This is a genomic window from Aestuariibaculum scopimerae (genome assembly GCF_059428085.1).
Window position 1 is genome coordinate 1 of sequence record NZ_CM182089.1, and the last position, 22,500, is coordinate 22,500.

A 22,500-nucleotide genomic window follows, 5' to 3' on the forward strand; every position below is an offset into this window, starting at 1 on the left:
ATGAGTAAAACTGCGCAATCGGTATGGAATAACTGTCTTGAATTCATAAAGGATAACATCCAACCGCAAGCTTATAAAACTTGGTTCGAACCAATTATCGCAGTAAAACTCACTGATAACGCCTTAAGTATACAGGTTCCCAGTAAATTTTTCTATGAATGGCTTGAAGAACATTATGTTAAAATTCTAAAAGTATCTTTAACCAAGGAGTTGGGCGAAAAAGCCAAACTTGTTTACATTATTAAAATGGAAAACACCTATGGTAACAGACAACCTTTTACAGAAAAAATACCCAGTTCTAATAGAACTGCCGTAAAATCACAAGAAGTAGACATCCCTCTTAACAATAAAAGTCCTGAATTACGAAACCCTTTTGTTATTCCAGGCATTAGAAATGTTAAGATTGAATCGCAACTTAATCCCAATTACAGTTTTGAAAACTTTTTGGAAGGCGATTCTAACCGCTTGGCCAGAAGTGCTGGATTAGCCGTTGCAGCCAAACCTGGAGGAACGTCCTTTAATCCTTTGCTTGTTTTTGGAGGGGTTGGCCTTGGAAAAACACATTTAGCACATGCCATTGGTGTAGATATCAAGGATAAATATCCAGAAAAAACAGTACTATACATATCAGCTGAAAAATTTACACAACAATACATAGATTCCGTTAAGAAGAACAACCGAAATGATTTTATTCATTTTTACCAAATTATTGACGTCCTTATTATAGACGACGTGCAATTCCTTTCTGGTAAGACTGGAACACAAGACGTTTTCTTTCACATATTCAACCATTTACACCAAAACGGAAAGCAGGTAATATTAACAAGTGATAAAGCACCTGTTGATATGCAAGATATAGAACAACGCCTACTATCCCGTTTTAAATGGGGGCTATCTGCCGAATTGCAAACACCAGATTTTGAAACCAGAGTTTCTATACTAAAAAACAAATTGTACAGAGACGGTGTTGAAATGCCTGAAGATATTATTGAATATGTTGCTAAAAACATCAAATCAAACGTAAGGGAGCTAGAGGGCGCCATCATTTCATTAATAGCGCAATCGTCCTTCAACAAAAAAGAGATTACATTAGACCTTGCCAGAATTATTGTTGAGAAGTTTGTAAAAAACACCAAACGCGAAGTATCTATAGATTATATACAAAAAGTAGTGTCCGATTATTTCCAAATGGATATCGATACCCTACAATCCAAAACCAGAAAACGCCATATTGTGCAAGCTAGGCAATTGGCTATGTTCTTTGCCAAAAAATTCACAAAAGCATCCTTGGCCAGCATTGGTTCGCAAATAGGTAAACGTGACCATGCCACCGTATTGCATGCCTGCAAAACTGTTGATAATTTAACCTCAACAGACAAACAGTTCAGGAAATATGTTGAGGATATTACCAAAAAACTTTCGGTATAAAATAATTTTATAATGACTAGAATTCTAATGGTATGTTTGGGCAATATATGTCGTTCGCCATTAGCAGAAGGCATATTAAAATCCAAACTTCCAACAAACAATTTTAAAGTGGACTCTGCCGGTACTGCAAACTACCATACCGGTAGTGCTCCAGATAGCAGATCTGTTGCTGTAGCAAGAAAGCACGGTTTAAACATTTCAAACTTAAAAGGCCGCCAATTTACCCAAGCAGATTTTGATAGGTTTGATTATATTTATGTTATGGATGAATCAAATTACCACAACGTTACCGCTTTAGCCAGAACTGATAACGATAAAGCTAAAGTAAAGCTTATTCTAAACGAAATTCATCCCAATAAAAACTTTGAGGTTCCAGATCCTTATTATGGTGGAGACCAAGGATTTGAAAATGTTTATAAGATGCTAGATGAAGCCTGTACTGTAATTGCCAACAGATTAACTTAAATCATGGTTGCAGGTAAAGGCATATTGTACTTAATACCAACCACTTTGGGGGATAACGATCCCCTGGAAGTGTTGCCCGCTACTGTAAAAAGTACCATAGACAAGATTAACACCTACATAGTTGAAAATGACAAAACAGCACGGCGTTTTATAAAAAAGATAGCACCCCATAAACCACAGCCCAATTTAAACATGTTTCACCTGAACAAGTTTACAGATAGCAGTGAATTACCCAGTTTTTTAGAACCCTGCCTTAACGGCATTGATGTGGGGCTTTTATCTGAAGCGGGGTGCCCCGGTGTAGCTGATCCAGGAGCAGACATAGTAAACCTAGCGCACCAAAAAAACATAAAAGTAGTGCCTTTAGTAGGACCGTCCTCCATACTAATGGCTATGATGAGCTCTGGCATGAACGGACAACGGTTTGCCTTTAATGGCTATTTACCTATAGACAAAGGGGAACGTAAAGCCGAAATTAAGCGCTTAGAACGGTTATCATTTGAGCACAACCAATCGCAAATTTTTATTGAAACCCCTTACCGAAACAATAAAATGCTTGAAGATTTATCGAACATTTTAGATAAAAATACTGCAGTATGTGTGGCCTGCGACCTTACCTTACCTACTGAGTTTATAAAAACACAATCTGCAAGTACATGGAAAAAAAATATCGTAGACCTTCATAAAAGACCTACGATATTCATTATTCATAAAAGCTAATCCTTAAATAGCTTTTGCTTTTCTGTTTGCTTTAACAAAGGACGTATCATAACCAGAAAATCGTTTCATGTAATACTCGATACTAGTACCATAACTGTCCTCAAAATTATCTAACCCGTAACTTCTTAAGTATTTCTTCACGCTACCGGGACCTGCTAAGTGCGCAGCTGCTAAAATACCAGACTCTGTAACCAATATGCCATTTATACGCTTTCCAACAAAATTCTTAATGTCTCTACGTAAAATCCATTTGTTACGCTCGGCATTTGCAATAAATGCACGCTCTTGCAATACAGGATTATTTAAAAATTGCTGCGGATTTTTAATCCCGATCATCTTTAACGTTTCTTTTCCAAATTGGTATTTCCCCAAATACCCTAATGTATTAACCGTAAAATAATCACCCCCAGACTCTTTAAAAGCTAACGCTTCTTTAAAACCTACAAAAGATTTTCCTAAATAAGGAGAAAATGTTTTGTTCACATCATTAGACGCTAAAACATCATTAGTGATGTTGGCGTCTTGGCTAACAGTATAGTGTAACTCTAAGCCTTCTGTTGAATACTTACCCAAATCTATCGTTTCATTTGATGAGAACGACACATACAATAGAATACATATTGTAAAAGATAATGCTAAGTAAGTTGCAATATTTTTTCTCATAATTCTAAATTTCTTCAGCACAATTACTGCGTAAAAATGCTTGAAAATTTGAGCGTGCAAAATTAGATATTTTTATTATTATATCAAAATTACTCGTTTATCTACTTTTTTCAGTAGTAGAATAGATGAAATGCACACCCTTTATTATTAAATTCCAATGTAGGAAAAGGTACTTTTATCATGTTAAAAACATCAAAAACCACCTTCAATAAATTAGAGTTTGTTTTAATGCGATTCAAATTTACATCGAAACTTAAATAGAACTGCCTATACCTACTTTTATTTGTTAACAACTGATTGTCAACATCTTTAATTCCAGAAAGCATCCCCTGAGCGCCATATCCTACTGCAATATTTAACCATTTGGGCAGCTTGCTTTCCTTAAAAAAGGCATGCAAATTGGCACTTAACCAATAAGTTTGTCCGTTATAGTCTTTCAAAATCTGTTCCAAAAAGTGTTTACCCAATTTATCAGGGTTTTGAGAGGCATATGTAGTTTGATGAAATGAAAACTTAAGCGCAATGCGTTGTTCTTTCCACAATAATTCTTGTCCAACATACAACCCTGTTCCTGTAGCATTTGCTAAAATATCCCCCCAAGAAAAACCCCATTCTTGCGAAAAACCATCTAAGATCTCTACTGCACTTAAAAACCCAAACCCTAATGTAGCACCATATATCAATTGCTCATTTCTGCTTACGCCACTCCAATTTAAAAGTTGTACACCATGCTTTCCCAATTGGTAAGATGTAAATACATGACCTATTTTATCCATTTGCAGCCATTCGTTATTATCATTCACCGTATGAAACTTTGAACGTGGATAATCTGAATACCAAAGTTGGTTCAACCCAAGCAGGGTTAACCCAGCAAATGATACTTCTGAAATTACAACCGCATTTCGCCTAGACACATGAAGCGTATCACTAGGTTCTAAAAAAACATTGCGTTGGGATTGTGAAAAGGAAAAAAATGGCAATAACACAAAAAATAACAGGTATGTTATTGCAGTAAACCTCACTACCTATTAATACCTTGAGATGACAAATACCGCTGATATGCTCTAGCATTAATATTATGCTGAGCGAGTGTTTTAGAGAATTTATGGTATCCCAAACGCTGTGCATCGGCAACAAAATACAAATATTTGTGCTTTTCATAATTTAGTACGGCATCTATAGCAGATATCTCGGGCATAGCTATAAGCCCTGGTGGTAAACCTAAATGCTTATAAGTATTGTATGGAGAATCTATATCCTTATGCACATTCAATACACGCTTAATAATAGTGTTTTTGTATTTGGGCAATTTATAAGCAGCAAACTTTAATGTTGGATCGGCTTGAAGCGGCATACCAATTCTAATCCGGTTCATATAGACGCCTGCAACCCTGGGTTGTTCTGAAACCTGTTTAGATTCTTCATAAACTATCGAGGCCAGGGCCATAACTTCGTCTTGTGAAAGTCCTATTGCTTTCGCTTTAGATTTTCTATCGGCATTCCAAAAGCGATGGTATTCTTTAAGCATTCTATCTCTAAAAAGCTCGGCCGAAGAATTCCAAAAAAACTCATAACTGTTGGGCAAGTACATACCTAAAGCTGTAGCTTCACTAAAATTATTTTCGGCCAAAAAAGTAGAATCTTTCATGGCTCGCAATAATGATATGCTATCCGCTTCAATTTGTGCACTAACTCTACCCGCCAACTTCTCTAAAGAGTTTTGGTTGTTAAAGGATAATTGTAAAGGTAAGTTCTTACTTCTAATGGAATTTATAATATCATTATTGCTCATCCCCTTTTCAATAACAAAGCGACCTGCTTTAATATTGGAAACATACTTTTTTTGCTTTGCCAAATCATCAAAAGATTCGATATCTTCCAATAAGGGTTCCAATTGGTCTCTAACAGTAGCATAATTAGCATTTGTGGGGATGTAAACATAGGCCTTCTCGTTATTAAAGGCTGTATTGGGTTTTAACATGGCCTTATAAACAAAATTGGCAAAATATGCAGCCACAGCCAACCCTATAAATACAATAACAATAAGTATTTTTTTAATGTACATTTAATTTTTTATAAGCTGATATAAATATTCATTTTTAAAAGAACCATTAACATAGTTCCAGTCTTTTTTTAAACCGACTTTCTTAAAACCTTGGTTGGCAAACAGTTTTATACTGGCATCATTTTCTTCGGAAATATTACAATATAATTGGTGCAACCCCAAATGCAAGAAACTATATTTAATTAGTTGTTGAATAGCTTCTTTGCCATACCCCTTGGAACGGTTCTTAATATCTTTGATCAAGATACCTACGCCAGCTCTTCTATTCTTATAATCAAAATCAAATAAATCAATCAAACCTATAGCTACATCATCATTACTACATATAACAAGCCGCAATTGTTTTACCTCAAAAATATCTTTATGGGCCTGCTCTAAATACTGTTTTATCAAATATCTGGAATAGGGTGTTTGGGTATTGCTTATTTCCCAAATGGCTTCGTCATTTTCAATCTCATATACAAAGTCCAGGTCTTCTGGCTCTAGTGCCCGCAAATATATGGTCTTGCCTTTTAACGTAATCATATAACTCCTTTATAAACAAACATTGCTGGACCAATAAGCCATACGTTCTTATAAGAACCATTTTCTACATCAAAGGATACCTGCAATTCTCCTCCTTGAGCCTTTAAGGTTATAAGGTTTTTATCGGTTTCATTCAGAGCATGCATTGCCAAAGCAACAGCTGTAACACCTGTTCCGCATGACAAAGTTTCATCTTCAACACCACGTTCATAGGTTCTTACAGCAAAAATTTGATCATTAATTTTCTTAACAAAATTAACGTTACTGCCCGCTTCATTATAAGGTTCACCATATCGAATATTGGCACCTTTTGTTTTAATATCAAAGTCTTCAATATGTGTTTCAAATTGCACATGATGTGGCGACCCAGTATCCAAAAAAACATGCTGGGCGTGCTTTTCCACAACATCCACGTCTTGCATTTGCAGCTTAACTATTGTTTTATTAATGGTAGCATGATGTACCCCATCAACAGCTTCAAAGACGGCTTGATCTTGAATCACACCCAAATCTTTTGCAAATGCCACCAAACAACGCCCACCATTACCACACATGCTGCTTTCATTGCCGTCGGCATTGTAGTATACCATTTTAAAATCCAACGTAGGATGGTTTTCAAGCAAAATAAGACCATCAGCCCCTATGCCAAATCGTCGGTCGCATAGAAAAGCTACCTGTTTGGTATTATTTTTGTCGAATGTTTGTTGACGATTATCAATCATCACAAAATCATTACCTGTTCCTTGATATTTATAAAAAGTCTGTTGCATAATCAAAGCACAAATATATAAATATTAAACCGTTTTTTTGATTGTTAAATAGTCGTTAAAGTTGAATAGTCAATTCAATAAATATTTAATTTTAATCGTTCTTAAAACAAAATTAAAGCTTAAAGCATACATTTTTTAGAACTTGATTTCTTATGACTACTTCAAGTATGGTTAAGCAAAAAATTTGAAATATTAATTAAAACAGAAATTATGAAAAAGATTTTATCATTAGTATTAGTTTCGGTATTAGGTGGTTTTATAACATTAGGAGCTTATAAGCTTTTCTTAGAGCCTGAAAAAAAGGCCATAACCGCCACTACTATTACAAGTCCGTCGTACTTACCAACTAGTAACTTTAGTACCATAGCAAATACAGATGAAGCACCTAACTTTACAATAGCTGCTGAAAATGCCGTAAATGCAGTGGTTCACGTTAAAAATGTTTCCATTAGTAAAGGACAAATGACTTTTGAAGATTTGTTTTTTGGAAGAGGTGGCTCACAACGTGCTCAACTAGGTACTGGCTCGGGAGTTATTATCAATGCTGATGGATATATTATCACGAATAACCATGTTATTAATAATTCTGATGAGTTATCTGTAACACTAAACAACAACAAAACTTATAATGCTGAAATTGTTGGTTCTGACCCTAAAACAGATATCGCCCTATTGAAAATAGAACCAGAAGAAGACCTTCCCTACATTACCTTTGCTGATTCCGATCAAGCTAAAATTGGCGAATGGGTGTTGGCCGTTGGAAACCCCTTTAATTTAACTTCTACGGTTACAGCTGGAATTATAAGTGCTAAGTCCAGAAATTTAGATCCTACAGGGAAATACACACAATCATTTATTCAAACCGATGCCGCTGTAAACCCAGGTAATTCGGGAGGTGCACTTGTTAACACTAAGGGCGAACTTATAGGTATTAATACCGCTATTTCGTCGCAAACAGGTTCATATATTGGGTATTCGTTTGCAGTACCCAGTAATATTGCCCGTAGGGTTATTGAAGACATCATGGAATACGGGAATGTACAAAATGGTATTCTTGGTATTAGTGGTAACGCATTAAACAGTGCTTTTGCAGAGGGTTTAGGCGTTAATGATACCGAGGGTATTTATGTCGCAGAAGTTATTGAGGACTCTGGTGCAGATAAAGCTGGTATCCAAAAAGGTGATATCATTAAAGAAATTGATAATATTAAAGTATCTAAGTTCGCCGACCTCACCGGACATATTGGAGCCAGACGTGTTAATGACGTGGTAACACTTAAAATATCTAGAAATGGTGGTATTAAAACCATTCCTGTGACCTTATCCAGAAATGAAACCTACAAACTCCCTTTGGTTGGTAGAGTTAAAAATGCCAAGAAAGAAGATTTGAAAAGACTGAATGCACCCAATGGTGTAAAAATAATAGAACTTAATGGTGAATATGAAGACTATTGGAAGAATAATGACGTCAGGGAGGGTGCCATCATAACATCTATTAACGGCACTAAAATACACTCGGTAGATGACGCCCAAGCAGCCATAAAAAATAAAGCGTCTTACGAACCTTTAAGAATAGAGCTTATAAATTCCAACGGAGAAAAAGAACGCTATAATTTTAGATAATAAGTACTAATTGCTCAAAAAAACACAAACCTCTTAGAAGTAAATTTTAAGAGGTTATTTTTTTGTTAAAATACGCTACGAAAACGTTTGAAATATAATACTTTTGCCAAAAATTTTAAATTAAACTAAACTATTTAGCAATGCCTTTTAACAAAAATTACGAAAAGGAATTAGCCTTTCAAGCCGATCGTAGAAGAGCTACTGTAGAGTTCATTAAAATTGTAAACGATTTATGGTATGACAAATCTATTGAATTGGTACTTTTTCGCAATCAATTAATTGATAAAAATGTGAGCCAAATTCTTAACCTGCATGAATATGCCGCTAAGTTTGTTCAAAAACCCATTTCCATATTCGACTCCGTTGAAATTGCCCAAGCTATAAAAACACTTGATGTTTCAATGGCCAAATTGGATATTGGAAAATTGACCTACGAATTCCATTCTGATGACAACAGGCACAATAACGCCACATCATTTGTTGCATCAAAACTTAAAGATGCCAATAAAACGGCTTCTATACAACCTAAAAATGTTGTGCTTTATGGCTTTGGTAGAATTGGCCGTTTGGTTGCCAGGGAACTTATGGTCCGTACTGGCAAAGGTTCACAATTGCGTTTGCGGGCCATTGTAACCCGTGGTGCTATTGATGAACAAATTTTAGAAAAAAGAGCTGCGCTATTACGCAACGACTCTGTACACGGTGAATTTTCTGGAACAGTATCTGTAGATCTTAAAAATATGGCCTTAAATATTAATGGTACTACCGTCCATATGATCTCGGCCAACACCCCAGAAGAAATTGATTATACAAAATATAACATTAACAAAGCTTTGGTTATAGATAACACCGGTGCCTTTAGAGATAAAGCTGCATTAAGCAAACACTTAAAAAGCAAGGGTATAGATAAAGTATTGCTAACTGCTCCAGGAAAAGAGGTGCCCAATGTTGTTTATGGAGTTAATCATTTAGAAAACAATCCAGACACTATAGATATTTTTTCAGCAGCATCCTGTACAACCAATGCCATTACCCCTGTACTAAAAGCCATTGAAGATTCTTTTGGTATTAAAAGCGGACACCTAGAAACTATACATGCCTATACAAACGATCAAAACTTGGTTGATAATTTCCATAAAAAATACCGACGCGGACGTGCTGCTGCTTTAAATATGGTTATTACTGAAACTGGTGCCGGTAACGCTGTAGCAAAAGCACTTCCTAGTTTAAAAGGGAAACTCACCTCAAATGCCATTAGGGTTCCTGTTCCCAATGGGTCATTGGCCATCTTAAATGTTGAACTTAAGAACAAAACATCTGTAGAAGGTATCAATACCATTATTAAAAAATATGCATTAGAAGGAAATCTTGTTGAGCAAATAAAATATGAATTAAGTGATGAGCTTGTTTCTAGCGATATTGTTGGCTGTTCTGCACCAGCAATTTATGACAGTAAAGCCACCATTGTTCGCCCTGATGGAAAAAATGCCGTAATATATATATGGTATGATAATGAGTATGGATATAGCCACCAAGTTATCCGACTTGCAAAATATATTGCTAAGGTTAGACGTTATACATATTATTAATCATATAAACGTCTAAATTATTTTTTATAACGTATATAATTTAGCCTCACTAATTGTGGGGCTTTTTGTTAATTTAATCTTTTAAATAAACATAATTTTATACATTAGTAAAACCAAAACAACCAAAACCTGTTCTAAAAATGAATTGTATTAAATACGTAGCCTTTTTAACTTTCTTATTTACACTAACAACTTTTGCTCAAACCGATACAGATGATGATAAATTGTCCCTAAATAGTGGGACCATAGACAACCAATTTGAATTTGTTATTAGGCGTTCAAATAACTATCAAGAATATAAAGTTATAAAAAAGGTATGGCTCTACGCCTTGAAAGCCCACACCATAGATACATTAAATGCTGTTCATAAGGATTTGGCCGACACACAACTTGTTGTAAAATCGCAAACCAAGGAAATATCAGATTTAAAATTAAAGCTTTCAGAAACCCAAAATACACTAGACAAAACCAATAAAGAAAAAGATAGCATGACATTTTTTGGCATGCAAATGAGCAAGTCCAATTACAGTCTGCTTATGTGGTTTATCATTGCTGCATTACTGGCACTGCTAATTTTATTTATCTATAAATTTAAAAATAGTAACGTTATTACTAGAAATGCAAAAAAAGCATTGGCAGACATCGAAGAGGAATTTGATGAACACCGTAAAACAGCTTTAGAACGGGAACAAAAAGTACGACGTCAATTACAAGACGAAATCAATAAACATAAATAAGATAGCGCGCATTAATAAAATTATAAAACTGTAGTTTTGCTACAGTTTTTTTATGCGCCCCAAGTCAAACAAAAATATATTAATTCAATTATCTTTGCAGGACACAAAAAATGACTATGCGCATAGATATCATTACCGTTTTGCCAGAATTGCTTAAAAGCCCTTTTGAAGCTTCTATTTTAAAGCGTGCCATTGAAGCCCAGTTGGTAGAGGTGCACCTGCATAATCTACGAGACTATGCATCTGATAACTATAAATCGGTAGACGATACCCAGTTTGGAGGTGGTGCTGGTATGGTTATGATGGTAGAACCTATTGATAAGTGCATATCCAAGTTAAAAGCAGAACGGCATTATGACGAGATAATCTATATGACTCCAGACGGAGAGACTTTAAAACAAGGACTTGCCAATAAACTATCTCTAAAAAAGAATATCATTATTCTGTGCGGACATTATAAAGGTGTTGATCAAAGGGTACGTGACCATTTTATAACCCAAGAAATATCGATTGGCGATTATGTGCTGTCCGGCGGTGAATTAGGTGCTGCTGTACTTTGTGATGCCATCATACGTTTAATACCTGGAGTATTGGGCAACGAAACCTCGGCCCTAACCGATTCATTTCAAGACAACTTATTAGCGCCACCCATATATACAAAGCCTAGAGAGTACAAAGGATGGAAAGTGCCTGAGCTACTATTTAGTGGGAATCTACCAGAAATAGAAAAATGGCGCGAAGAACAGGCTTTTTTAAGAACCAAGGAACGACGACCAGATTTATTGGAAGATTAAAATTTTAAAAACTTTTCACTTTTCACTTTAATCTTTTAACTTTTTAATTATCTTTGCAGCCAATTTCGGGTTAACCTCTGGCGAGAATCGTGAATGTTGTTCCGGATCAACCATTTTAAATTTAAAGACATGGAATCTTTAGTAAAATTTGTTCAAGACGAATTTATAGAAAAGAAAGACTTTCCAGATTTTGGAGCTGGAGACACCATTACAGTTTATTACGAAATTAAAGAAGGTAATAAAACACGTACTCAGTTTTTTAGAGGCGTTGTAATACAAAGAAGAGGTACTGGAGCATCAGAAACTTTCACTATCAGAAAAATGTCTGGTACCATAGGGGTAGAACGTATTTTCCCTATAAATTTACCAGCATTACAAAAAATTGAAGTCAACAAACGTGGTAAAGTGCGTAGAGCAAGAATTTACTATTTTAGAGGACTTACAGGTAAAAAAGCAAGAATTAAAGAAAGTAGACACTAATTATCTTCTTTCACTAAAAGCAAAAAAAAGCCTTGAAAATAATTCAAGGCTTTTTTTATTAACCATTGTTAATAACTTCGGTTTATAAAAGGTTAATATTAAACTCCTTAAAAAATTTGCAAATTCAAATTTAGGTGTTACTTTAGTCGAAGTAATAATAACAACCTCGGTTGGTTTCATCTCAACAATGAATTTATATTATATACTAAATAAGGTAACGTTCTTTATTAAATTGTTTTTTGAGGTTTTTTTGTGCAACGTGTAAGCGTTTGTGAGCAAGAAACCAAGATATTATAAAAAGTACTCCATGCGAAAGCAGGGAGCAACTAGTATAATTGAAAGCCATTAAAGACAACATAATCGAAAGAGTATGGTGTTGTTAAAAGGCAATGCTAATAGCAAGCTTAACGCGAAAGCGAACGGTGAGCTAATGCATCAAGAAAAACAATTAACAGAAACATTTTGGTAATACGTCAATACATTTTGAAAATTACATCACAAAATGTTTCCTTGAAATAACAGCACTTGAATTGAAAAGGTTTAGATGAAAATTTAAACTGATTTAGTAGCAATACTAATTAGGTCACGTTATGTTATTTCAAAGAAAGCCATGTCAGAGCAGATTCAATTCTGCAGTGATATGGCTTTTGTATTTTTAGCATCCCACTCATTTTTTTACTAAATTCTTACCAGTTTCAAACTTTTTTACAATTCTTTCAAATCTTAGTGTTTTTAATACTTTTCATCTAATTTTTAAACCCTATTAAGATGCAATTTTTGTATATTCGCAATTCCAAAAAAATAGCAATTATTTTTCCAAATTATTAAACTAAAAAAACAATAAAAACAGTCAAAGTAATGTCTAAAATTATTTATACAAAAACCGATGAAGCACCAGCTTTAGCTACACGTTCTTTCTTACCTATCGTTAAAGCTTTTGTAAAGTCATCTGGCATTAATATAGAAACAAAAGATATTTCTTTAGCAGCAAGAATACTAGCCGTTTTTCCAGATTATCTAAATGAAGATCAACGTGTTTCAGACGATTTAGCAATACTGGGTGAATTGGCTAAAAAACCCGAAGCCAATATTGTAAAACTTCCAAATATCAGTGCTTCAATACCACAATTAAAAGCTGCCATAAAAGAATTACAAACGCAAGGTTTTGGTATACCTAATTATCCGGACGAACCCAGTAATGATGTTGAAAAAGAGATAAAAACACGCTACGACAAAGTTAAAGGAAGTGCTGTAAACCCTGTACTTCGTGAAGGTAACTCCGATAGACGTGCTCCTAAAGCTGTAAAAAACTACGCTAAAAACAATCCGCATAGTATGGGTGCCTGGAGTCCCAATTCTAAAACACATGTGGCAACTATGGAAGCCAATGATTTTGCACATAACGAAAAGTCAGTAACCTTACCAGAAGCCACCAATGTAAAAATTGTACACACCGATAACCAAGGGAACGTAACAATTCTAAAGGATAGTTTTGCATTGTTAAAAGGTGAGATTATTGATGCTACCGTGATGAGCAAAACAGCTCTGGTCAATTTTTTCGAAGCCCAAGTAGCCGATGCAAAAGCCAAAGGCGTATTGTTTTCACTACATATGAAAGGTACCATGATGAAAGTGAGCGACCCTATCATATTTGGCTACGCTGTAAAGACTTTTTTTAAAAATGTATTTAGCAAACATGCTGAAACATTAGAGTCTATAGGTGTTGATGTTAATAACGGTTTTGGAAATCTGGTAGAAAAAATTAAAGAATTACCCGAAGCAAAACAACGTGAAATTCAAGCAGATATTGATGAAGCCTTTAAAACAGGCCCTGCTGTAGCTATGGTAAATAGTGATAAGGGCATTACTAATTTACACGTCCCCAGCGATGTTATTATCGATGCCTCCATGCCTGCCATGATCCGCACATCTGGCCAAATGTGGAATGCCGATGGTAAGCTTCAAGATACTAAAGCGGTAATTCCTGATAGTAGCTATGCAGGTGTATATGCTGCTACTATAGATTTCTGTAAAAGGAATGGTGCTTTTGACCCAGCTACTATGGGAACCGTTCCAAATGTTGGCTTAATGGCACAAAAAGCAGAAGAATACGGATCGCATGACAAAACATTTGAAATGACTTCCAGTGGTACCGTGGCCGTTATTGATGCTGACGGTAATATATTGATAGAGCATGCTGTTGAAACTGGAGATATCTGGAGAATGTGCCAAACTAAAGACGCGCCCATCCAAGATTGGGTAAAATTAGCCGTAACTAGAGCCAGAGCCTCAGAAACACCAGCTGTTTTTTGGTTAGATAAAAACAGGGCTCACGATGCCCAATTAATTGAAAAAGTAAATACATACTTAAAAGACCACGATACATCTGGATTGGACCTAAGAATCCTATCCCCTATAGAGGCCACATTATTTACTTGTGAAAGACTTAAAGCTGGACTGGATACCATTTCTGTATCAGGAAATGTGTTACGTGATTATTTAACCGACCTGTTCCCTATATTGGAAGTAGGTACCAGTGCTAAAATGCTATCTATTGTGCCGTTAATGAATGGTGGGGGATTATTTGAAACTGGTGCTGGTGGATCAGCCCCTAAACATGTACAACAATTATTGGAGGAAAATCATCTAAGATGGGATTCCTTAGGAGAATTTTTGGCGCTGGCTGTTTCATTAGAACACTTTAGCGACGTTAACAATAATTCCAAAGCCAAGATTTTAGGAGAAACCCTAGATGATGCTACAGGAAGGCTTTTAGAAAATAAAAAAGGACCTTCAAGAAATGTAGGCGAGTTGGATAATAGAGGCAGTCACTTTTATTTAGCCATGTATTGGGCACAAGAACTTGCCAACCAAAACCAAGATGAAAGTTTAAAGGCCGAGTTTGCACCAATTGCCAATCAATTAGCAGAAAACGAAGCAGTTATCATAAAGGAATTAGAAGATATACAAGGAAAACCTGTAGATATAGGCGGTTATTACGAACCCAACGAAACATTAATCAATGAGGTTATGAGACCAAGCAATACCTTTAACAATATCATACTACAATAAACCAAAAACACTTTAAGTTGAAAACAACTTGATTATAACTTATAATCAAGTTGTCTTTAACTTATGGACAACTTATTTATAGGTTGTCATCAACTTACTTATAGGTTGTCATCAACTTACTTATAGGTTGTCATCAACTTACTTATAAGTTAAGAACAAGTTGTTCTTTAAGCTTAACATCATCACAATATTAATACAACAGTTAGTTCGTCTTCAATATGTTTTTTATATTTTTATAAAAAAAGATTTTGATGAAGAACATAGTATTATGTTTTCTTTTTATATACTGTTTTAGCACCAATCTAACAATAGGACAAGAAAAATACACCATAAGTGGTACCATTACCGAAGAAAAAAGTAATGAAACCCTAATTGGTGTAAGCATCCTATTTCCAGACTTAAACACAGGAACAACAACCAATGCTTATGGGTTTTATTCCATAACTTTACCCAAAGGCACCTATAGTATCTCCATTAGTTATCTGGGTTTTAACAATAGGGTTGAAACCATAGCTCTCAACAAAAATATTACTAAAAACTTTAGCTTAACAAATGCTGTAGAAGACTTAGATGAAGTGGTTATTACCAGAAATGTAGAGAAACTCAACCTACAAACGCCTCAAATGAGTGTTAACAGGCTTACTGCTAATACCATAAAAGAAATTCCTGTAGTATTGGGAGAATCTGATATTATAAAAGCCATTGCCTTATTACCAGGTGTTACCACGGCAGGCGAAAGTGCTTCTGGTTTTAATGTAAGGGGTGGCTCGGCAGATCAAAACCTAATTCTTTTGGACGAAGCCGTAATTTACAATTCCTCCCATTTATTTGGTTTCTTTTCTGTTTTTAACCCAGATGCCATAAAAGATCTTAAATTGTACAAAGGTGGTATTCCAGCTAGGTATGGTGGACGAGTATCATCCGTTTTAGACATCTACCAAAAAGAGGGCAATAGTAAAACATTTCATATGAATGGTGGTATTGGGCTTGTATCCAGTCGATTGCTTGCTGAAGGACCACTTAAAAAAGATAAAGGTTCTTTTCTTTTTGGTGGCAGGTCAAGCTATGCCCATTTATTTTTGCCACTTTTTGATATTGATAATATTGCCTATTTCTATGATTTAAATACCAAACTGAGTTATAAAATAAACAACAACAATAATATTTACCTTTCTGGCTATTTTGGTCGTGATGTTTTCAATATCCAAGATTCCTTTGAAAACATTTATGGCAATGCCGTTTTTAATTTTAGGTGGAACCATTTATTTTCAGATAAACTATTCTCTAATGCCTCACTTATATACTCAGATTATTACTATGACCTAAAGCTTAACTTTGTGGAGTTTGATTGGATATCTGGCATACAAAATTTCAATTTAAAATACGACTTCAAATATTACTTAAGCAATACCGTAAAGCTTCAGTTTGGGGTTAATAGCATTTATTACAAATTCAACCCTGGCGAAATAAAACCAACAAAAGAAACCTCAGGTATCAACCCCTTTAAACTTACCGATAAATACGCTTTAGAGAATGCGGCCTACATTGATTCAGAGCATAAAATTACAGATAAGCTAGCCTTGTCCTATGGAGTTCGGGCCAGTTCTTTTCTAAGGCTTGGGCAAGATGAGCTCTACCTGTATGAAAATGATCAAGCTGTTGTTTTTAATGATAACTTACAAATTTATGAAAAAGCAGAACCTGTAGATACCCTAACCTATAAACGCCATAATGTAATAAGTAAATTTTTTAATTTAGAACCCCGCTTATCATTAGCTTATCAAATTAATGACAACAGTTCCATAAAAGCCAGCTATAATAAAATGAGCCAGTACTTACATTTATTATCAAATACAAGCTCTCCAACACCTTTGGATGTCTGGACACCTAGTGGCAAATATGTAAAACCACAGCTATTGCATCAATATGCATTAGGGTATTTTAAAAATTTTAAGAACAATATATACTCCTTAGAGATTGAAAGTTTTTATAAAATCGTAAAAAACCGCATTGATTATATTGATGGTGCCAACTTAATTGCCAATAACGCCATTGAGCAGGTTATTTTAAATGGCCGTGCCCGTGCTTATGGCATGGAGTTCTTACTGCGAAAAAATGAAGGCAACTTTAAGGGTTGGCTGGCTTATACCCTATCACGGTCTGAGCAACAAACCAAAGGCAGAAGTCTTAACGAACTGGGCATCAACAATGGGGAATGGTATAAAACGCCCTATGATAAAACACACGACATATCATTTACAGGAAATTACACCCTTAGCAATAAATGGAAGCTAAATGCCAATGCACTATTTCAAACTGGGCAACCAACCACCTTCCCAAATGGCCAATATGAATACAACGGCATTATAGTGCCTAACTATAGTAGCAGGAATTCAAACAGATTACCAACCTATCACCGCTTAGATCTATCTGCGACCTATACCCCAAAACCAAATAAAACAAAAGGTTGGCAAAGCTATTGGGTATTTGGTATTTACAATGTGTACAACCGAAAAAATGCAGCATCTATTTCTTTTAGACAAAACAGAGAAGCTTCTATAAATGAAGCAACACGTTTATCAATATTTGGGATTGTACCGTCTATTTCATATAATTTTAAGTTTTAAGCTTATGAAAACTTTATCACTTTTTCTAATAACCATATTGCTGTTCTCCTCCTGTGAAGATGTTATAGAAATAAACCTAAACACACCTACTACGCCTAGGCTAGTTATAGATGCCTCTTTAAACAAGCAAAAAAACTCAACATCTAGCAACCAATTTATTAAGCTTACACTCACAGCTCCCTATTTTGATACTATTATACCGCCTGCAACGGGTGCCAGAGTTATTATTCAGGACCAAAACAACTCCAGATATCGCTTTAATGAAGAGGGGACCACCGGCATATATAGGCATCCTACATTTGTGCCAAGAGTTAATTTTACCTATACCCTTAGAATTGTGTATAATGAGGAGGTATATACAGCAACAGAAACACTCTTACCCATAGTACCCATAGACTCTATTGCTCAAAAAAATAATGGTGGTTTTTCAGGAGATGACACTGAAATTAAAGCTTTTTATACAGATCCTAAGGACATTGAGAACTTTTATTTATTTGAATTTATAAATACAAAAACCAAAGCATTGAGCCTTGAAGTTTACAATGATGAGTTTACAGATGGAAATCAAATTTTTGCTTTTCACGCTGACGAAGATCTTTCTACAGGGGATGAACTTATTGTTAGAAGCTATGGCATTTCAAAACGCTACTACGAATATATGTTTAAATTATTAGAGCAAACTGATGATGAATCTGGCGATCCTTTTCAAACACAGCCTGCATCTGTAAGGGGTAATTGCACTAATGAAACCAACCCCGACAACTATCCATTAGGCTATTTCAGAGCTTCAGAAGTGGCTTCATTTACCTATATAGTTGAGTGATTTTATAGGTATTATAGTATTGAAAAAATTATATGTTCAAGCTAAAAAATGTGTATTTTTGGTGCATGGGCTTTACAAAGACTACCGAGCAAGATTCCAACTACGATCACTTAGAGAAAATGAGTGTATCCCAATTATTGAGCAATATCAATAATGAAGACAAAACCGTACCTCTGGCAGTAGAAAAAGTAATTCCACACATAGAAAAACTAGTTCAAGTTATCGTGGAAAAATTACAACATGGTGGGCGCTTATTTTATATAGGTGCTGGTACTAGTGGCCGTTTAGGGATTTTGGACGCATCTGAATGTCCACCAACATTTGGTGTATCACACAATCTTGTTATTGGATTGATTGCTGGAGGCGATTCTGCCATTAGAAAAGCGGTGGAGTTTGCAGAAGATTCTACCACACAAGGTTGGGAAGATTTAAAAGCTTATCAAATTACAGATAAAGATGTTGTTATTGGCATTGCAGCTTCTGGCACAACTCCTTACGTTATTTCTGCCTTAAAAATATGCAACGAAAACAATATTGTAACAGGCTGTATTACCAGTAATAAAAACAGTCCACTATCACAAACAGCACAATATCCAATTGAAGTGATTGTAGGGCCCGAATTTGTAACTGGAAGCTCCCGAATGAAAGCAGGTACTGCCCAAAAGCTTATCCTTAATATGATAACTACTACTACCATGATTCAATTAGGACATATTAAAGGCAATAAAATGGTCGATATGCAACTAAGCAATAATAAGTTGGTAGATCGAGGCACCAAAATGATAATGACAGAACTCAATATTTCAGAAGCTGAAGCTAAGACCCTTTTAAGTACTTATAAAAATGTACGCTTAGCAATTAAAAACTATAATAATGGAAACTAAAAAAACCGATAGAAAACTACTCGTAAAAGGCATTAAAACACTCATATTTGCATTATTAAGTCTTTTTATGGGACCCATATTAATGCATATGGCACTTTCAGACAAAGAGAACACGCTTTATATCCCATTATTAATTGTGGCTTGCCTAATTTGTGCTATGGCCGTGTTTTTACTTTTTAAGGGTATCAAAGTTATTATGTCCAGTATGTTTAAAAAAGACTAACTTACAGTTGTCTGCTTAGGGGTAGTAGGGTTATAACCAAAATCGGAATCTGGCAAGCTTATATTTAATCCATTAAGTATATAATTAATAATGGCGTAATGATGTATGGTATGGCTATTGGCTTGTGACAATAGAGCGCCCATAGTATATGTCATTTTAATCTTCCCCATGCCTAAATCATCAAAAACAATAACGCTTTTATCAATATCATTATCCATCATCTGAAGTTTTTTGGTTATCACTTCCAAATAGGTTAAAGCTTCTGAACACCTACTTTCAACTTTTCTGTTTCTTGATCTAGCCGTTAAATCTATTTGTTGCTCGGTGTTCATGTTAAAAATACAATCATAAAAATCCAAAATATGCCTTACATGGGTGCCTATACTTGAGTAATAGGGCGAAACAGTAGCATTACACAAAATATCATCGGTTAAATGTTCTAAAAGCGCTTTAGACTTAACGAGTGTTTTTAAAGTAGATTGGATGATTATATTCATGCACACTAAAATAATTAAAATATTTCAACTTAAAAATTATAAAGCTTAGTCTCTTTCTTTCAATATCCTTACGGAATATTTTAAATTACTATAGAGTAAGAAAGACATGGATTAAACATTCTAATTGAAGTGTTCCATTTTTATCTTTAAAACTAATCGTAACTCCTCATAAGTATACTTTTCATCCAATTGATGCTTTAAATCACTTAAATTATCAAAAGACATATTCGGTATAATTTCCATAAGCTCCTTGTAGTGCTGTTCAGGCATTAAATCAGTAACCTTAATTTCACCAGAGTCAATAAAACTAACCAAGTGTGAAAAAATAGTTCCAGTAACAAAACCCCGCTCCTCTGCAATAGTTTCAATAGCCTTTCCTGTTTTAAACATTTCCAAGGATACTTTTTTAGTATCTATCTTACTCTTTTTAGGTGGTTTCGTTTTATTACTATAAATATCCACGCGTTGGGAAAGATCAACATTATGATTATCGCAATACATTTTTATAACACCCAAAATCGCTTCACCATACCTTTTTACCCGTACATTCCCCATATCATGAACCTGTTTAAGCTCCTTTGTTGTTTGGGGCAAGGCTTCGCACATGCCATACAGTGCTTTTTGTGTGAATACTTGGTAAGGCAATAAGTCATTTTCATGGGCAATGTCACTCCTTAAACCTCTAAGTAATTCAAACAACTCCATGTTATTTGTGCTATCTAAAACTTGCTTTTTAACCTTTTTAGGTTTCTCCTTACTAAGAAAAACCGACTTGGTTCGCAATTCCAAAAAAGTACCTGTATTAAATCCTTCTTTTAAACCTTCAAAATATAACTGCTTGGTAGATAGTAGTCCCTCAATCGTTTCAATATGCTTGTCTAGGTCATTCTCAACAGCTTTATTATCTGTTGTAAACTGTAGAGACTTTAATGATGTTATAATACTCTTTTCTGTTTCTGCACCAAAGTAGTGAATGGCTTTTTTAAAGCGTTCTTGTATGGTTTCATTTAATTCAGGCAAAGTATCACTTTGGGAAAGTTTTTTTAATTGCGCCTCAAATCCAGTCTTTATTTTTAAAAAATCAGTAATACAGTTTTTAATCGTCAATAAAGAAGTTTCCATATCGCCTTGAATACTATTTCGGTTTTTATAGTAAATATCCAAGAGTCTGTTTACAGGGTATAGAAACTCAAAAAAATCAAAAACTTCCAAAATAATATCCAATTGAAATGCCCTTTGGGAATCCAGTAACATGGCAGCATCTGGTACATTATCTTCAGCATGCTTATTAAAGGATGCCACATTGTTATCATTTATTATTTGTTGGGCACCTATTTTACTTTTTAACACCAATCCTTCTAAGGATTTACACCTACTTAAGGCCACATATGTTTGCCCATGTGCAAAAGCTCCTTGGGCATCTATAATTGCCCTTTCAAATGTTAATCCCTGACTTTTATGTATGGTAATAGACCAAGCCAAGCGTAGTGGTATTTGCGTAAAAGCTCCTACTTTATCCTCCACAATGGCATTGGTTTTGGCATCAACACTATAGTTTATATTTTCCCATATTTCTGGTGTAGTGATAATACTAAAGTCATCATCAGGACAATGTACAACCACTTCATCTTGATCCAAATGAATAACCTTACCAATTTTACCATTAAAATAGCGCTTTTCGGGACTGCTATCATTTTTAATGAACATGACCTGGGCCCCTACTTTTAATTCCAAAACCTCACTATTTGGATAGGCATATTCTGGAAATTTCCCCTCTACACTGGCCCTGTAAGTATGTGTTTCAGTATTTAGCTTATTTAACTCTGCCTTATTATTTGATTCGGCACGTGCATTGTGGGTTGTTAATGAAATATAGCCTGCATTAGCCTCTGGCTTGAAATCGGGAATATATCGCTTGTTTAATGCGTTTGCTGAAGCTTCACTTAACGTATTATTACGAATCTCATTCAAGATTTGAATAAATTGTGGATTCTCCTGCCTGTAAATATGTCTTAACTGAATGGTTAAAGCTTGACTTTCTTGAAATGCATGGCTACTAAAAAAGAAACCGTTCTTATAAGTACGCCTAAGGAGCTCCCACTCGTCTTCTCTAATAACAGGTGATAACTGCTGTAAATCGCCTATCATTAAAACTTGTACCCCTCCAAAAACTTGATTTCTATTCCTAAAACGACGCAAAGTTCTATCGATGGCATCCAATAAATCGGCTCTAACCATACTTATTTCATCAATAATCAATAAGTCCATAGACTTTATAATATTGATTTTGGTCTTACTAAATTTCCTGTTAAATCCTGAAGAGCTGTTTAAATCCGTTTCAGGCAAAATGGGACCAAAAGGTAATTGAAAAAATGAGTGTATTGTTACCCCTTTAGCATTAATGGCCGCAACACCTGTTGGTGCTACAACTACTATACGCTTTAATGATTTTAATTTTAGCTTATGTAAAAAAGTGGTTTTTCCTGTACCTGCCTTACCCGTTAAGAATATAGAA

Annotated in this window: 20 protein-coding genes (1 of these 20 only partly in view); 13 read left to right on the forward strand and 7 right to left on the reverse strand. The window is 35.0% G+C overall.

Translation table 11 applies throughout. The features are described from left to right. Genes dnaA through AC5SR4_RS00015 form a run of 3 tightly spaced genes read left to right on the forward strand, consistent with a single transcriptional unit; the run spans position 1 to position 2,613 of the window. Positions 1 to 1,428 carry a chromosomal replication initiator protein DnaA gene (gene dnaA / locus AC5SR4_RS00005; protein ID WP_495357502.1) on the forward strand — a complete coding sequence of 476 codons (1,428 nt, stop codon included), beginning with the start codon at positions 1 to 3 and terminating at the stop codon, positions 1,426 to 1,428. Between the two features lie 12 nt (positions 1,429 to 1,440). After that, positions 1,441 to 1,893 carry a low molecular weight protein-tyrosine-phosphatase gene (locus AC5SR4_RS00010; RefSeq protein WP_495357503.1) on the forward strand — a complete coding sequence of 151 codons (453 nt, stop codon included), beginning with the start codon at positions 1,441 to 1,443 and terminating at the stop codon, positions 1,891 to 1,893. A 3-nt stretch (positions 1,894 to 1,896) separates the two neighbouring features. Next, complete coding sequence (locus AC5SR4_RS00015) at positions 1,897 to 2,613, forward strand: SAM-dependent methyltransferase (RefSeq protein WP_495357504.1); 717 nt, start codon at positions 1,897 to 1,899, stop codon at positions 2,611 to 2,613. Positions 2,614 to 2,616: 3 nt separating this feature from the next. On the opposite strand, the gene AC5SR4_RS00020 is transcribed toward AC5SR4_RS00015, so the two are convergent. From AC5SR4_RS00020 to dapF, 5 genes are all read right to left on the reverse strand, one after another. Further along, on the reverse strand, positions 2,617 to 3,276 hold the full coding sequence (locus AC5SR4_RS00020; protein WP_495357505.1) for a peptidoglycan-binding protein LysM: 660 nt from the start codon (positions 3,274 to 3,276) through the stop codon (positions 2,617 to 2,619). A 110-nt stretch (positions 3,277 to 3,386) separates the two neighbouring features. Continuing rightward, on the reverse strand, positions 3,387 to 4,256 hold the full coding sequence (locus AC5SR4_RS00025; protein ID WP_495357506.1) for a DUF2279 domain-containing protein: 870 nt from the start codon (positions 4,254 to 4,256) through the stop codon (positions 3,387 to 3,389). Between the two features lie 41 nt (positions 4,257 to 4,297). Continuing rightward, a complete protein-coding gene (gene mltG / locus AC5SR4_RS00030) occupies positions 4,298 to 5,341 on the reverse strand; it encodes an endolytic transglycosylase MltG (protein WP_495357507.1) in 1,044 nt (347 codons plus the stop codon). Next, a complete protein-coding gene (locus AC5SR4_RS00035; RefSeq protein WP_495357508.1) occupies positions 5,342 to 5,866 on the reverse strand; it encodes a GNAT family N-acetyltransferase in 525 nt (174 codons plus the stop codon). It lies immediately after the preceding gene. After that, the gene (dapF, locus tag AC5SR4_RS00040) at positions 5,863 to 6,636 is read right to left on the reverse strand and encodes a diaminopimelate epimerase (RefSeq protein WP_495357509.1); all 774 of its coding nucleotides are present in this window, start codon (positions 6,634 to 6,636) and stop codon (positions 5,863 to 5,865) included. Before dapF ends, AC5SR4_RS00035 begins: the two co-directional genes overlap by 4 nt. A gap of 210 nt (positions 6,637 to 6,846) precedes the next feature. Here dapF and AC5SR4_RS00045 point away from each other — a divergent pair, with 210 nt between their 5' ends. The 10 genes from AC5SR4_RS00045 to AC5SR4_RS00090 all read left to right on the forward strand — a co-directional run bounded on the left by AC5SR4_RS00045 (position 6,847) and on the right by AC5SR4_RS00090 (position 19,488). Next, positions 6,847 to 8,259 (forward strand): trypsin-like peptidase domain-containing protein, encoded by a 1,413-nt coding sequence (locus tag AC5SR4_RS00045; RefSeq protein WP_495357510.1) that lies wholly within the window; start codon positions 6,847 to 6,849, stop codon positions 8,257 to 8,259. A 140-nt stretch (positions 8,260 to 8,399) separates the two neighbouring features. Beyond that, positions 8,400 to 9,848, forward strand: coding sequence for a glyceraldehyde-3-phosphate dehydrogenase (locus AC5SR4_RS00050; protein ID WP_495357511.1), 1,449 nt, complete (start codon positions 8,400 to 8,402; stop codon positions 9,846 to 9,848). A gap of 140 nt (positions 9,849 to 9,988) precedes the next feature. Next, complete coding sequence (locus AC5SR4_RS00055) at positions 9,989 to 10,585, forward strand: tRNA (guanine-N1)-methyltransferase (RefSeq protein ID WP_495357512.1); 597 nt, start codon at positions 9,989 to 9,991, stop codon at positions 10,583 to 10,585. A 116-nt stretch (positions 10,586 to 10,701) separates the two neighbouring features. After that, entirely contained in the window at positions 10,702 to 11,379 is a 678-nt protein-coding gene (trmD, locus tag AC5SR4_RS00060; RefSeq protein WP_495357513.1) for a tRNA (guanosine(37)-N1)-methyltransferase TrmD, read from the forward strand. Between the two features lie 129 nt (positions 11,380 to 11,508). Further along, positions 11,509 to 11,859, forward strand: a complete 351-nt coding sequence (gene rplS / locus AC5SR4_RS00065) for a 50S ribosomal protein L19 (protein ID WP_495357514.1) — start codon at positions 11,509 to 11,511, stop codon at positions 11,857 to 11,859. Between the two features lie 858 nt (positions 11,860 to 12,717). Further along, a complete protein-coding gene (locus AC5SR4_RS00070) occupies positions 12,718 to 14,931 on the forward strand; it encodes an NADP-dependent isocitrate dehydrogenase (RefSeq protein WP_495357515.1) in 2,214 nt (737 codons plus the stop codon). A 251-nt stretch (positions 14,932 to 15,182) separates the two neighbouring features. Continuing rightward, positions 15,183 to 17,558 (forward strand): TonB-dependent receptor, encoded by a 2,376-nt coding sequence (locus AC5SR4_RS00075; RefSeq protein ID WP_495357516.1) that lies wholly within the window; start codon positions 15,183 to 15,185, stop codon positions 17,556 to 17,558. A gap of 4 nt (positions 17,559 to 17,562) precedes the next feature. Further along, positions 17,563 to 18,381: a DUF4249 domain-containing protein gene (locus AC5SR4_RS00080; protein ID WP_495357517.1), complete on the forward strand. Its 819-nt coding sequence runs from the start codon at positions 17,563 to 17,565 to the stop codon at positions 18,379 to 18,381. A gap of 65 nt (positions 18,382 to 18,446) precedes the next feature. After that, a complete protein-coding gene (gene murQ / locus AC5SR4_RS00085; protein WP_495359206.1) occupies positions 18,447 to 19,265 on the forward strand; it encodes an N-acetylmuramic acid 6-phosphate etherase in 819 nt (272 codons plus the stop codon). Beyond that, entirely contained in the window at positions 19,255 to 19,488 is a 234-nt protein-coding gene (locus AC5SR4_RS00090; RefSeq protein ID WP_495357518.1) for a DUF6095 family protein, read from the forward strand. The genes murQ and AC5SR4_RS00090 overlap by 11 nt, the downstream gene beginning before the upstream one ends. Here AC5SR4_RS00090 and AC5SR4_RS00095 read toward each other — a convergent pair. Next, on the reverse strand, positions 19,485 to 19,985 hold the full coding sequence (locus tag AC5SR4_RS00095) for a hypothetical protein (RefSeq protein WP_495357519.1): 501 nt from the start codon (positions 19,983 to 19,985) through the stop codon (positions 19,485 to 19,487). The genes AC5SR4_RS00090 and AC5SR4_RS00095 overlap by 4 nt on opposite strands. Positions 19,986 to 20,105: 120 nt before the next feature. Then, on the reverse strand, positions 20,106 to 22,500 hold the 3' portion of the coding sequence (locus tag AC5SR4_RS00100; RefSeq protein ID WP_495357520.1) for a helix-turn-helix domain-containing protein. 56 nt of this gene lie beyond the right edge of the window; the window shows 2,395 of its 2,451 coding nt (coding positions 57–2,451); the start codon falls outside the window, past its right edge — the gene reads right to left on this strand; the stop codon is at positions 20,106 to 20,108.